The sequence below is a fragment of the Pseudomonas pisciculturae genome (assembly GCF_015461805.1).
Taxonomy (GTDB): Bacteria; Pseudomonadota; Gammaproteobacteria; order Pseudomonadales; family Pseudomonadaceae; genus Aquipseudomonas; species Aquipseudomonas pisciculturae.
In genome coordinates this window covers 39,098-51,912 of record NZ_JACVZE010000014.1, presented here as the reverse complement: position 1 = coordinate 51,912, position 12,815 = coordinate 39,098, and the positions used below count along the sequence as shown (strand labels likewise).

10 protein-coding genes and 3 pseudogenes are annotated in these 12,815 nt (G+C 56.0%); 5 read left to right on the top strand and 8 right to left on the bottom strand.

The features are described 5' to 3' along the window. Positions 1-162: 162 nt before the first annotated feature. The 5 genes and pseudogenes from dapA to ICY20_RS27385 all read right to left on the bottom strand — a co-directional run. Positions 163-1,053 (bottom strand): 4-hydroxy-tetrahydrodipicolinate synthase, encoded by an 891-nt coding sequence (dapA, locus tag ICY20_RS27405; protein ID WP_194939148.1) that lies wholly within the window; start codon positions 1,051-1,053, stop codon positions 163-165. Between the two features lie 365 nt (positions 1,054-1,418). Further along, positions 1,419-3,881: a TonB-dependent siderophore receptor gene (locus tag ICY20_RS27400; RefSeq protein WP_194939147.1), complete on the bottom strand. Its 2,463-nt coding sequence runs from the start codon at positions 3,879-3,881 to the stop codon at positions 1,419-1,421. 97 nt (positions 3,882-3,978) lie between these two features. Then, entirely contained in the window at positions 3,979-4,959 is a 981-nt protein-coding gene (locus ICY20_RS27395) for a FecR family protein (protein ID WP_194939146.1), read from the bottom strand. Then, entirely contained in the window at positions 4,956-5,471 is a 516-nt protein-coding gene (locus ICY20_RS27390; RefSeq protein ID WP_194939145.1) for a sigma-70 family RNA polymerase sigma factor, read from the bottom strand. Before ICY20_RS27390 ends, ICY20_RS27395 begins: the two co-directional genes overlap by 4 nt. A 103-nt stretch (positions 5,472-5,574) precedes the next feature. Beyond that, a pseudogene (locus ICY20_RS27385) lies at positions 5,575-5,715 on the bottom strand (LysE family translocator); the annotation flags it as partial. Here ICY20_RS27385 and ICY20_RS27380 point away from each other — a divergent pair. From ICY20_RS27380 to ICY20_RS27375, 3 genes and pseudogenes are all read left to right on the top strand, one after another. Next, positions 5,713-6,822, top strand: a pseudogene (locus ICY20_RS27380) (toprim domain-containing protein); the annotation flags it as partial. The pseudogenes ICY20_RS27385 and ICY20_RS27380 sit on opposite strands and share 3 nt — an antisense overlap. Next, positions 6,821-6,997: pseudogene (locus ICY20_RS28230) on the top strand (phage tail sheath family protein); the annotation flags it as partial. The pseudogenes ICY20_RS27380 and ICY20_RS28230, both read left to right, overlap by 2 nt. A 2-nt stretch (positions 6,998-6,999) precedes the next feature. After that, the gene (locus ICY20_RS27375) at positions 7,000-7,737 is read left to right on the top strand and encodes a DNA adenine methylase (RefSeq protein WP_194939182.1); all 738 of its coding nucleotides are present in this window, start codon (positions 7,000-7,002) and stop codon (positions 7,735-7,737) included. A gap of 847 nt (positions 7,738-8,584) precedes the next feature. Here ICY20_RS27375 and ICY20_RS27370 read toward each other — a convergent pair. Next, positions 8,585-9,280, bottom strand: a complete 696-nt coding sequence (locus tag ICY20_RS27370; protein ID WP_194939144.1) for an SOS response-associated peptidase family protein — start codon at positions 9,278-9,280, stop codon at positions 8,585-8,587. A gap of 101 nt (positions 9,281-9,381) precedes the next feature. On the opposite strand from ICY20_RS27370, the gene ICY20_RS27365 reads away from it, so the two are divergent. Both ICY20_RS27365 and umuC read left to right on the top strand, forming a co-directional pair. Beyond that, complete coding sequence (locus ICY20_RS27365) at positions 9,382-9,807, top strand: LexA family protein (protein ID WP_044286813.1); 426 nt, start codon at positions 9,382-9,384, stop codon at positions 9,805-9,807. Then, positions 9,800-11,077 (top strand): translesion error-prone DNA polymerase V subunit UmuC, encoded by a 1,278-nt coding sequence (gene umuC, locus ICY20_RS27360; protein ID WP_194939143.1) that lies wholly within the window; start codon positions 9,800-9,802, stop codon positions 11,075-11,077. Before ICY20_RS27365 ends, umuC begins: the two co-directional genes overlap by 8 nt. 19 nt (positions 11,078-11,096) lie before the next feature. Here umuC and ICY20_RS27355 read toward each other — a convergent pair whose 3' ends face one another. After that, the gene (locus tag ICY20_RS27355; RefSeq protein ID WP_194939142.1) at positions 11,097-11,897 is read right to left on the bottom strand and encodes a DUF6602 domain-containing protein; all 801 of its coding nucleotides are present in this window, start codon (positions 11,895-11,897) and stop codon (positions 11,097-11,099) included. Positions 11,898-11,956: 59 nt separating this feature from the next. Next, positions 11,957-12,751, bottom strand: a complete 795-nt coding sequence (locus tag ICY20_RS27350; protein WP_194939141.1) for a DUF6602 domain-containing protein — start codon at positions 12,749-12,751, stop codon at positions 11,957-11,959. Positions 12,752-12,815: the final 64 nt, after the last annotated feature.

Sequence of the window (12,815 nt, the reverse complement as noted above, 5' to 3'; positions counted from 1 at the left end):
ATGGTTTGCAACATAGGCCCGTATCGGGAAGGTCGCAACTGAAGGGGCCGTTGAATGTCTTTTTTTGGCGCATGGGCACGGGTGGAGTGCCTGGCCCACGGCTATCGCAAGCAAGCCACAGTTGACCGGATGTGCCCGGTCCACTGTGGGAGCTGTCGAGCTTTAGCGAGGCTGCGAAGGCGGCGGTACTGGCGATAGAGACCCCAGCACACTGCGCAACCGGCCCAGCACTGCCGCACTCGCCGATTGCATGGGGGCACGCAAATCGCTGTTGATCAAGCCTTGCATCGCCAGGGCGGCTTTAACCGGGGCCGGGTTGGGCTCTACAAACATCGTGTTGATCAACGGTAACAAGCCAAAAAACGTCGCTCGGGCCTCAGCCAGCTGGTTATCGCGCACCTGTTGGTACAGCGCCACGAACTGCTCGGTGTGCACATGGGCCGATGCCGCAATCGCCCCAATGGCGCCCAGGCACAGGGCATTGAAGATCTGAATATCCTCCCCACACAACACATCCACTTCACCACTGGCCACTAACGCCAATGTATTGCCCAGGTTGCCGCCACAATCCTTGACTGCGTTGATGCGCTGATGGGCGACGATACTCAGCAACGTCGCCTGATCGAACGTCGCGCCCGTGCGGTAGGGAATGTCATACAAAATAATCGGCACACTGGATGCATCGGCCACCGTGCGAAAGAACGCTTCAAGACCCGCCTGGGAAGGGCGGATATAACTCGGCGCGGGCACCAATAAGCCCGCCACCGGGCGTTTCAGAATTTGAGCCTGGAACTGCAACAGCTCAATCTGGTTGTTGCCCGCCAACCCCATCACCACGCGATGGGCCGGCACCCACTGCAACACGGCATCCAGTACCGCCAGTTGTTCCTGGCGACTCAGCGACGCTGCCTCCCCGGTGGTGGTGCACACCATGATCCCGGCCACGTGCTTTTCCAGCAGGTGGCTGACCAGTCGATGCAGGCCGATAAAGTCGATGGCACCGTCATTGAACGGTGTGACCACGGGAACCCAGATACCTTGAAACGCTGACATGCACTTTCTCCTGATGATTGACCGCTTGAGTCACCGTCAGGAGGGCAGGGGGAATTGTGCAAGGGGGGAGACCGTCGCGCTCAATGTCCTGTCAGCTCATCTGACGGGACAGCGCGCCCCGGTCACATGAGCGACTGTTTCTTCGATTTGAGGGCGTGCGCAACGCAGCTTTGCGCCTTGGCAACGGAGCCAATGGCGAAAAGGTTAAGCAGCGACGTAGCAGACATGAATTGTCACACCCTGAATGAGGTCCCTATCTTCAGGGGATGTCAGCGAGCGTGTCAAGCACCCTCAAAGCCGCTCGAATCGCGGCGATAACGATTTTGGTCATCGTGATCGCCTTGAAGGTGTGCCCAGGTGCTGCGTCAGAAACTGTACTTCGCGGTAACGGTAACGTTGCGCGGGTCACCGTACACATCGTAAGGACTCCACGTGGAGTTACTGGCGATGCCCTGGTAGTACTTCTTGTCGAACACGTTGTTGAGATTGAGTTGGGTGTCCAAGTGTTTGTTGACCTGGTAGCCAGCCATCAACCCTACTAGCGCATAGGCTTGCTGTTCGATATGGAAGTTGCCGAATGCGTTACTGCCCTTGTTGTACGTGCTGCTCTGGCTGTAGAGGTTCGCGCCGATACGCAATTTGTTCAGGTCGCCTTGCAGGCGGTAAGTTGTGTTGGCCTTGAACATATGCCGAGGCACGTCGGTGTCGAACAGGGTGCCTTCCTTGTTCTTGTCGGCATCTTTTTGGTACTTGGCCTGGGCGAAGGTGTAGCCGGCGCCTACCTGCCAGTTTGGCGTCAATGCCCCGTTGATCTCCAGTTCGATACCCTGGCTGCGGACTTTGCCAGCGGCCTCATAACAGGCGTAGCTGCCGACGGCGATAAACCTGCACTGGCTGCTGTCAGCGACTTCTGCAGCACGGTTGAGCTGGTCGATCTGGAACAACGAAACGCTGGCATTCAGCGCGCCGCCAAAGTACTCGCCCTTGATGCCCACTTCATAGTTTTCGCCCGTGATCGGCTTGATGCCTGCGCCTTCGCCGTCTTTCTCGTCCTGGGGCTGGAAGATATCGGTGTAGCTGGCGTAGACCGAGTAGTTGTCGTCCAAATCATAGATCACGCCGGCGTACTTCGTGACGTGGCGCACTTCCTTGGTTTTCCCCGAGGTGTAGTACTGGTCGTTGGTCTGGTCGTAGATCGAGGTCGAGTCGTACCAGTCCAGCCGCGCGCCCACAATTACCTTCAGCGGGTCAGCGAGGTTCCAGCGCGTGGTGACGTACAGGCCCTCCTGATCGACCTTGTCGTTGATGGCGTAAATATCTGGAACGAACGGCCTTGGCGTATTTGGATTGAGCGTGTTGATGTCGATATTGTTGATGAAGGCGGTGCCACCGACGGCTTCGGTCTTGAGTTGACGCTTGCTGGCACCCACCACCAGTTCATGCTGGCGCCCCAGCAAAGAGAACGGCCCGCTGGCGAAGGCGTCATAGGTTGACTGGTCGTAGTCGCGGGTCTGATTGAACACCCGCTGACGGTAGGTTGCATCGTTGTTACGTTCCAGAACGGCGCCGCCCAATTTAAAGTCAGACCAGTTCTTCGAAGCCCCCAGGTGCAGGCGCCAGTCGTTGTCGAAACGCTGGTCCAGCTCGACGAATACCGTCTTGTTCTCGACGTCCTGGTGCGACCAGCTGTAGCCGAATGACTTGGCCCGACTCAACCCCATGTGGCTGCCGTCCGGGTTTACCGGTAAGCCGCCCCAGTTGATGTTGTTATTGTCGTTCTGGTCTGACGCACCCACGGTCAGGGTGGTGCTGTCAGTCAAATCAAACTCGGTGACGGCGTAGAACACGCCGCGTTCACGCCCGGCGTAGTCCTGGTAGCTATCCTTGTCGTGATAGGCGCCAACAAAACGCCCGCGCACGCTACCGCTGTCGTTGACTGGGCCGGAGACGTCCAGTTCGCTGCGGTAATTGTCCCAACTGCCAGCGCTGCCGGTGATGCTCGCTTGGAACTCCCGGGTGGGGCGTTTGCGCACCATGTTGATGGCAGCTGAGGGGTTGCCGGCGCCTTGCATCATGCCGGTGGCACCGCGCACCACCTCGACACGGTCGTAAGGCGCCAGATCGGCGGTGGCTACCCAGTCGGCGTTATAGGTGGTGGGTAGGCCGTCGAACATGATGTTGGTGATAGGGAAGCCACGGGCGAAGAACTCGCTGTTGGCCGGACGCGCCGCCGCCAGGCGCAAACCCGGAGTGGCCTGGACCACATCGTCGAGGCTGCGCATCGCCTGGTCGTCCATGCGCTGGCGCGTAATCACCGTCACCGATTGTGGGGTTTCGCGCAGCGTCAGGGGCAGCTTGGTGGCTGCCTGCATGGCCCCGGTCGTGTAGGAACCACTGTTTTCGGTGACCGCGCCAAGGTCTGCACCACTGATGGTGGTGGCGCCCAGCTCAAGCGCGCTGGTGTCGCCAGTGCGCTCAACCAGCAGGTAGTTGCCGCTGGCCGTGCGTATAGCGCTCAGTCCACTGTCGGCCAACAGGCGGCTGAGGCCTTCATGTACGCCATACTCACCGCGCAATGCCGGAGCGCGTTTGCCCTGTACCAGCGCCGGGTCGAAGGGCAGGGAGATACCGGCAACCTGGGCGAAGTCGTTGAGCGACTCTTCGAGCGCCCCGGCGGCCAGGTTGTATTGGCGGTTACCAGACTGCTCTGCCTGTGCGGCAAAACTGGCCAGCGGCAGGCCGATCACGCCACCGAGCAAAAGGCTGTGGAGGGTCAGCGCGAGGACGCTGCGAGGTAGAGGCCGAGAGGGGGTCAAAACAGAGGACATGAACGACGAGCTCCTTTCGAATAACAGGGGGGATGTCCTGTCTGTCGAAGGGCTCGGGAAAACCCGTAAATTTTTTTGCGAAATTTTCTCATCAGGTTCAGCGGGCGACGATACGCGTCCATAGCGGGGTGAAGCGCTCGACGCGAACCGGCAATGAGTCGCTCAGGGCACTCAGGGCTTGATCGATGTCATCGAGTTGGAACACGCCGGACACTTCCAATTGTGCAATGGAAGGGTCACAGCGCAACCACCCATGGCGATACCGCGCCAGCTCAGCGGTGATGTTGCCCAGCGTCATGCGTTTGGCCACCAATTGCCCACGTGTCCATGCGCTGGCATTGAGGCTGCTGGCCTCGACACGCTGGCTGCCGGTGATATCGATCAGGTATTCCTCGCCAGCGGCAACCCGTATCGGTTCGCTTTTCCCGTGAATGGCGACTACGCCGTCCTCCACTCGCACGCGCGTGCCCTGCGGTTCATCGCGCACCGCAAACGCGGTGCCAATGGCCTGTAACTGCGCATGCCGGGTGCTGACCCAAAAACTACGGCGCCCGCCAGGCGCGGCGCTGTCCTTACCGGTATCGATAAAAACTTCGCCGTGACGCAGGGTTATCAGGCGGCGCCGGGTGTTGAATTGGACGTCCACCACACTGGCGGTATTGAGTTGCAGGCGAGTGCCATCATTGAGCAGGAATTGACGACGCTCGCCCACACCCGTGGCGTAATCCACGCCCCAAGGTACCCACGTGCTTTCACGCAGCGACCAGCCGGTGACACCCGTGGCAAGTAGACCCATGGCGAGCAGCTTAAGCGTTTGGCGTCGGGTGTAACGTGCGCTGTGCAGTCGCTCCAGGCTATCGCGCGCCACGCTGCCTGGCAGCGCCGCCAAGCCTTGGAACGTGGCATCGCTGGTTTGCAGCGCTTGCCACGCTACCTCGTGCAGTGCATCGGCTTGGCGCCAGTGCAGGCAGGCTTCCAGCACCTGAGGGTTCGAGCCGTTGGACTCCAGCTTCACCAGCCAGCCGATGGCTTGGTCGAGTACGGTATCAGGCAGCTCTGGTAGCGTTCGCGTGCTCATTGTTGAGCCAGGTAGCAATGGCGAATGGCGCTGGCCATGTATTTCTCCACCGAGGCGAGGCTGACGTCCAGGCGTATGGCGATGTCTTTGTAGCTCAGGCCCTCAAGCCGCGACAGCAGAAAGGCCAAGCGCACCTTCGGGCGCAGGCCGTCGAGCAATGCATCCACACGGTCCAGGGTCTGCAACAACATCAGTTGCGACTCCGGCGACGGCACCTCAGCCTGGGGCAGATGTGCAATGGCCTCCAGGTACGCCCTTTCAACCCGCTGCCGACGAACACGATCAACCAGTAACCCATGTGCCACGGTACTCAACCAGGCACGTGGCTGGCGCAACTCCTGCAACCGGTCAGGCTTGCCAAGAATGTGCACGAAGGTGTCATGGGCCAGGTCGGCCGCATTGTCGCCATGGCGCAGTCGTTTGCGTAACCAGCCCAGCAGCCAAGCGTGATGATCGATATACAGGGTATGAATATCAGCGTGCTGGGCTGGAGGGAGGGATGACGACGGCACTGAAAGCCTCTGCAAGAACAAAGTGCATTTGAGAATTCATCGCATCTTAGTGCTGATCAGTGGTCATCAGCAAGTAGAGACTGTGTTTATACCCATGCTTTATTCACGCTCGGCGCGCCATCAATAACACCGTCGCCGCAGCTGAGAGCAAGCCCGCGCAGCAACGATTGAACACCCGCTTGCCCCGTGGCTCGGCAAACCAGCGACGCATATGCAGGCCCATAAAGGCGTAGGCGCTGATAGCTTCGGTGACTGGCGCTCCGGCGATACCCAAAAGATCAAGGTCAAGGCCGGGCGCATGAGCCCCGAAGAGCGTGAAGTCATGCGCGCTCGTCAGGAAGACGCCAAGCGCAGGGCCGCAGAGATCGCGGCCAACGCATCACGTCGAGCGGCCAACCGTGCTGCGGGTCTATTCAAGCGCATGCCCGAAAAGGGCAAGAGCGCCTACCTGGATCGAAAGCAGATCGTCGGCTTCAAGGTTCGCTATGCGCCCCGTACCGGCGCTTTTTTAGTGCCCATGTGCAACGTCCGCGACCAGATCGTCGGCTTGCAGGTGATCTTCCCCGCGAAGCAAGAGGACACCGGGCGCGACAAGGCCTACTGGCCCTACGGCATGTCGAAAGAGGGCGCCTTCCACCTTATCGGCCCACACCCCGAACCCGGCGAGCCGGTGCTGGTGTGTGAAGGCTATGCCACGGGCGCAAGCCTGCACATGGCGACGTCTCTCACTGTTGCCATCGCCTTCGACGCGGGCAACCTGCTGCCAGTCTCCAAGGCGATGCGCGAACGCTTCCCCGGTTGCCCGCTGATTATCTGCCGCGACGACGACTGGAAGACCAAGCGCCCCAACGGTGATGCCTGGAACCCAGGCGAAGAGAAAGCCGCCAACGCCGCGCTGGTTGTCGGCGGTCAGGTGGTTGCCCCGGTGTTCTCCGGTGAGCGCGAGATCAAGTGGACCGACTTCAACGACCTGCACGTCGCCGAGGGTTTGGAGGCCGTCCGCCGCCAGGTGCTGGCGGTGGTCAAGCCTCCTGCAGCTGGTGGTTGGAAAGACCAACTTGCCCGTACCGAAAACGGCTCCCTGATCGCGCATATGCAAAACGTTGAGCTGATTCTGGGCAACGACGAGCGCTGGGCCGGTGTTATCGGTTACAGCGTGTTCAGCTCCAAGATCGTCAAGCTGCGGTCTGCGCCCTTCGGTGGCGGTGCCGGCGATTGGGCCGACATCGATGACATGCGCGTGATGAAATGGCTCGCCCAGCAATACAACCTCCGCGTGAAAGATTCCCATGTGATCGAGGCGGTCAGCGTCGTTGCACACGACCACGCCTTTCACCCGGTGCGCGAGTACCGGCATGCAGGCGCTGCTCGATGGCAAGAGCCGCTTTAACGCGCAGCCGCGTTTGCTGGCCGCGCCCAAGCACACGGCGACCCTGGCCGTCGCAACCGCATTGGTAGGCTTGAGCGACAAGTTGCGCGCGATGGCAATCATCGATGGCCCTAACACCACCGACGAAGACGCAATGGAATCCCGCTCTTCCCACCCCACGAATGCTACGTCGAAGTCTTTGCCGGCGGTGCCGCGCTCTACTTCATGCGCCCCCAGGCCGCGCCGGTTGAAGTCCTCAACGATATCAACGGCGACCTGGTTACGTTGTATCGCGTCGTGCAAAACCATCTGGAAGAGTTCGTGCGCCAGTTCAAATGGGCGCTCAGTTCTCGGCAGGTGTTCGAGTGGCAGAAGATGACCCGTCCCGAAACCCTCACCGACATCCAGCGCGCCGCCCGGTTTTTCTACCTGCAGCACCATGCCTTTGCCGGCAAGGTGACGGGGCAGACGTTTGGTACCGCGACTACTGGCCCGGCAATCAATCTTCTGCGGATCGAGGAGAACCTGTCTGCAGCTTGGCAGCGGTTGTCGGGCACCTACGTTGAGAACCTTCCCTGGTTGGACTGCGCCGAGCGTTACGACCGTGCCCACACCTTTCACTACATGGACCCGCCTTACTGGCAGACGGCGGGCTATGGCGTGGATTTCCCCTTTGAAAATTATGAGCGAATGGCTGATTTCATGCGGCGCTGTAAGGGTAAGGTGATGGTCAGCATCAACGATCACCCGGACATTCGGCGGGCGTTTGATGGCTTTCATTTCGAGACCCTGGACATTCGCTACACCACGGCCAACCAAAGACAGGGGAGGGCTGAGGTGAGCGGGGAACTGGTGATCATGAACTGGCAGCCAGATCCTTTGGGTTCTCTGTTTTAGGCTTGCGGAAGGGGTCGTCCTTTACCCGACTTACGTGGTCTTTTAGGGCTTCAGTAAATCCCATACTTTGCGCAGAGCTGCATATGCGTTTGCAATGGCGAGAGCTAAGGCGAATAACTTCATGTAATTATCTCTGTAATGAATTCAGACCCTGTTGGGTCTGATGTTCAGGGTGCAAGTTTTATTGTCTAAGGGTGTGAAGCTTTCCATCAGGCTACGTGCGCTTTTATATTTCTGAGGCGCAGGTGTGCACAACAAATATTGCCATGCTCAGATTTCTGTCGAAAGTTGTGCTGCTCGGTAAGTCCTTTTTAGACTAAGTCGGCTTCGGCTTTTAAGTCAATACCGTGTGGGTATTTTTATTTGCCTACTTGGTAACTTGCCGGGCCTGCTGGGGTTGGACGTTTTTTTCTCTCTGATCACCTGATTCTCTTGGTCGCTGCGACCGATGCGGCTTGTGGGGCTGAGGGCTTGCAACTCGTGGGGGGTGGGCTGCTCGGATCACTGCTAATACGTAGTAGCGTAGTAGTGGTGTAGCGCTATAACGCCGTAACGCCATAACGCCATAACGCCATAACGCTGTAGCGGTACAGCGTTTTTACGTTTTTACGTTTTAGCGTTTTAGCGTTTTAGCGTTTTAGCGAAATAGCGAAATAGCGAAATGACGAAATGACGAAATGACGAAATGACGGAATAACGGAATAACGGAGCGATGTGCTGGAGAAGATGTTTAGCTAAAGTTAGACCTGCTAAAAATGTTGATACTTCAATGTAGTACTCAAGGGTGTCGCGATTTTAGCGGCTAAAATTCACAATGCTGCTCGCACTGCTAATTAGGAAAGGCTGCTTAGTTTTCATCCTCTGGGAGAATCAGGTCTGGCCCCTGATTTCTCACATTTCCTACAGCTTTACCCACGGGATACCACTCAAAATCGCCTACTGGTTGACAGCATTCACGCGCGATTTCTTCAGCACGTTCGGGGCTAAGGTTTGGGTCAAGCCATTCCCGGGCGTAGCCAGGCGAAAGCACCAATGGCTTTCGGTCATGTATATCCACCATCCCCTGATCGCCAGCGGCTGTGATGATCACGAACCCGTCGCGCTCGTCAGGTTCAAGGCTGCGATGTACCTGGGCGAGTGCCCCAAAGAACATCGGTTTTTGACTCTTCAGGCGAATGAAGTACGGCTGTTTCTTCTTTGGATCGTCAGGGTCTACCACCCATTCGTACCAACCCTCACTCGGAACCAGCGCTCGGCCATTCGGCCAAAGCTGCTTGAAAAACTTCCCCGTGGTCACGGTCTCGACGCGTGCGTTAATCGGATCCGGGCGTTTACCCTTGGCCCAAAACGGCGCCCAGCCCCATTTGACAGCATCGATGTACAGCCCATTTTCCGCTACGTGTAGCACCTGTACTCGCGTCGACGGCGCGACGTTGTAGCGATCAATCGGCTGCGCGTCGAAACCGCTGAACAGTTCGATCTGAGGATTCAGCTCCTCTATATAGATCGCCATCCCTTCGTACTGCACAAATCGCCCGCACATACGCCGCCCTCCATTTGTCGAAATTTCCCACAGAAAAATTGACCGCAAGCGTCCTACAAAGTTAACTGTACATTCGTACAGTATATGTGAAAGGCGCCGCCATGAGCTTTACCATTTTAGGTCCCATCGCTGAAGTCGGCGCGAAGCTGCCGTTGTGCTCGTTCCAGGTTCCGGCCGGCTTCCCGTCGCCGGCAGCGGATCACATCGAGCAGCACATTTCGCTCGATGAAGTTTTGAACATCCGTGCGCCGCATGTGTACCTGGTAGCTATCACTGGTGAAAGCATGCAAGGCGTTGGGATCTTCGATGGAGACCTCGCCGTGGTAGATCGTGCCATTGAGCCGATACACGGGCATGTGGTGGTGGCACTGTTGAACAATGAGCCCGTGTGTAAGCGCTTGTGTAAGCGTGGCCGGGAGGTGGTGCTGCTTTCCGAAAACCCCAAGTTCCCGGCACGCTACGTCCTCGAAGGCGACGAACTGTCGATTTGGGGCGTGATCACCAGTACAGTGCGCAGCCATGTCTAAGCCAGAACCGACCTTTGCCCTGATTGACTGCAACAGTTTCTACGCCAGTTGCGAGCGGGTATTCCGGCCCGATCTGGCGAAGGTGCCCATTGTGGTGCTGAGCAACAACGACGGTTGCGTCATCGCCCGTAGCTATGACGCCAAGCCCTTTATCAAAATGGGTGAGCCGTATTTTCAGATCAAGCACAAGCTCAAGCAGCACGGCATTGTCCCGTTCTCCTCTAATTATGCGCTGTACGGGGACATGAGCGAGCGCGTGATGAGTTTGATAGAGGCGATGGTGCCGGCGGTTGAGGTGTATAGCATCGACGAGGCGTTTGCTGATCTGACTGGTATCGGAGGGCTGGATGCTTTAGGCCGGGATATTCGTGCACGAGTGCTTCGCTGTACTGGCATTCCTGTTGGTGTCGGGATCGCTCATACCAAGACCTTAGCGAAGCTGGCAAACCACACGGCGAAGCGCCTGCAGGCGCAAACCGGTGGGGTAGTCAACATCACCGATTCGGTTAAGCGTGACTGGGTGCTGCGTAATACGGACGTGGCGGAGGTGTGGGGTGTTGGCCGCAAGATGAAACTCCATCTTGATGCCATGGGTATCAAGTCGGCAATGGATTTGGCTAAGGCGGATCCGTGGACACTCCGTAAGAAGTTCAGCATTGTGATCGAGAAGACGGCCAGGGAGTTGGGTGGCACGCCTTGCCTGGAGCTGGATGAGCCGGATCCGCCAAAGCAGGAGATCTGCTGCAGCCGCATGTTCGGCAAGAGGCTGACGGAGCTGCCGCCAATCAAAGAGGCGGTGGCCACTTACATGATGCGGGCCTCTGAGAAGCTGCGTGCTCAGAACTCGCTGTGCAAGAAGGTGCGTGTGTGCATCCGCACTGGCATGTTCAACCCGGAGGAGCCGAAGTATGCGAATGGGGTGGTGGTGGATATGCCGTACCCCACCGACGACGTGCGGCTGCTTACTCAAGCTGCGGTGGGTGCGCTTGATCGGATATTTCGGCCAGGTTTTAAGTACAGCAAGGCTGAGGTGATGTTGCTAAACCTTTGCCAGCCAGGAGAGTACACCGATGATTTGTTTGCCATGTCACAGCCGGTGGAGGCGACTCGCGTGATGAAGGTGCTTGACCAGGTCAATGGACGATGGGGCAGGGGTACGCTGCGCTCGGCCAGCGTGCCTGTGGATCCTGACTGGGAGATGCGTCGGAAGATGATGAGTCAGAGTTATACAACCAAGCTTGATCAGCTTTGGGTGGTGCAATGCAGTTAGCGATGTACGCTGTGGGGGATTAATCTTTCGTATCTGTGCAGTTATCTTCTACAGTACCAGTGCTTTCAGGAGGGCTAGATAGTGGTTGGAGTAAGATGTCATCGATATTTATGTATACTCCTGGGCTGAATGGCCTAATCGAAGTTTCCTCTGAAGATAAGGTGTTCATTAAGCCCGTTATGAACATGCTGAACTCGAAAAAAGGCGGGTACTCGCGGGTCGTTTCGAGTCCACACCAACTCTTAGATGGACCATGAAAGAACCAATATCCCTTTCCAAGCACACAAAGCACAGTGCATGGAGGATAATCATCATCTGTGTGTTTTTGATAGCGTTCGATTTCGGAGCCGGCTATATCCGAATTGAAAGCTAAAAGAACCGTGGTCGGACGAGGCCCGCTTGTTATTGAGCCATTCTCTTCTTGTTTTGGGAAAGATGTAAGCATTGAGATGGATCTGAATTTTTTGTTGCTGTCTCTTATCTCGTTGGCATTAAGAGTTGTTTTTATTTCAAAGACGTATCGTACGCACTCGATAGGGTACAGTCCAAGGTCTCTGCCAACCAGTATCGGAGGTACAACTTTTTTATGATAAATTATCAAGTCGAGTTGGTCGGAGAGTTTTTGGAAAGAGTCAATAACTTTTCCGGTTCCACATTGATAACTTTGTGTTAAGAACGGTTCAATACATTCTTTGACAGCTATCTCACGTATTTCTCCTGCTATACCATGGTGTCCTATACCTGATGCTAAGCTATCTGCGTTGCGTTTGGCTGCGGTGATTCGATTAGTAATGTAGTCAAAATGCTTCGTGTTCTTCATCGATTGCTCCGTTTAAATATAATTTTTTCCCAAATGGTCGGGAGTTTATAGTTTCTGCATTAGCGTAATAGTTTGAATCCACTTTGAGGGATGTTTGATAGGTATTTCTCAGCATTTATTGCGAGGCTAGCACTATGTATGCATATGTTGCTCAATAAGAAAAATAAATATAGGAGAGTGCCGCTCTCTGACTCAGTTAATACCCAGTTTGAATGCGGGTGGGAGGCCCTGAGATCTGAAGGAGTCATTGAGTCGGGTATGTTGTCGAAGTGCAAAAAACCCTTTTTAAGAATAAATACTCCGTCAATAGACGGAGAGGGAGTGTCATAGCGTTCTGGGAATTTAACTTGCGGAGAGGTTATTTTTAGTGATTCGTGTATGTTGTTTATCCAGTTGTATGCGGTTTCGACTCTTGCTGGTCCAGCATATGCAACGACAAAATTTACTATTGCGGGAAGCTTGTAACCTATCTGTATAAAATTAAAAACATGAGGTCGTAGTTTTTTTGCGTTGCGTGCTGCTTTTATCGCTTGCTCAAGTCCTTGCTCATCAAGTGTGGATTTTACTTCTATCGTGGCTATAACGGATTCAACAAGGAATGCACTGATTCCTCCACCGAGATCTAACTTAGGGAAGCCTTTCCGATAAATGACTATATCAAATTGGTTTCTAGATCCATTTGGGCTGGAGGAAGAGTCAATGATTTCCCCGGTGCCGATTGCGACTGTTGAGGGAAGATGAGCTTCAAGAAACTCTTTAATAAAAGCCTCGCGCGGGGTGCCTTTGTGCAAACTATGACCACTATTTGCACTTATTTTGGAGCTGGCTAGGATCCTTTCTTCGACTGCGGTCATGTGACTGAATAGCATTCTCTGTCCTTCGAGTGGATTGCCGATACAGGCAGAATGTCATCACAGA

What these genes read in the sequence shown, in the direction of transcription:
- dapA (WP_194939148.1), bottom strand. Translation starts at nt 1,053, where the DNA reads ATGTCAGCGTTTCAAGGTATCTGGGTTCCCGTGGTCACACCGTTCAAT.
- ICY20_RS27400 (WP_194939147.1), bottom strand. Translation starts at nt 3,881, where the DNA reads ATGTCCTCTGTTTTGACCCCCTCTCGGCCTCTACCTCGCAGCGTCCTC.
- ICY20_RS27395 (WP_194939146.1), bottom strand. Translation starts at nt 4,959, where the DNA reads ATGAGCACGCGAACGCTACCAGAGCTGCCTGATACCGTACTCGACCAA.
- ICY20_RS27370 (WP_194939144.1), bottom strand. Translation starts at nt 9,280, where the DNA reads ATGTGCGGGCGATTTGTGCAGTACGAAGGGATGGCGATCTATATAGAG.
- ICY20_RS27365 (WP_044286813.1), top strand. Translation starts at nt 9,382, where the DNA reads ATGAGCTTTACCATTTTAGGTCCCATCGCTGAAGTCGGCGCGAAGCTG.
- umuC (WP_194939143.1), top strand. Translation starts at nt 9,800, where the DNA reads ATGTCTAAGCCAGAACCGACCTTTGCCCTGATTGACTGCAACAGTTTC.
- ICY20_RS27355 (WP_194939142.1), bottom strand. Translation starts at nt 11,897, where the DNA reads ATGAAGAACACGAAGCATTTTGACTACATTACTAATCGAATCACCGCA.
- ICY20_RS27350 (WP_194939141.1), bottom strand. Translation starts at nt 12,751, where the DNA reads ATGACCGCAGTCGAAGAAAGGATCCTAGCCAGCTCCAAAATAAGTGCA.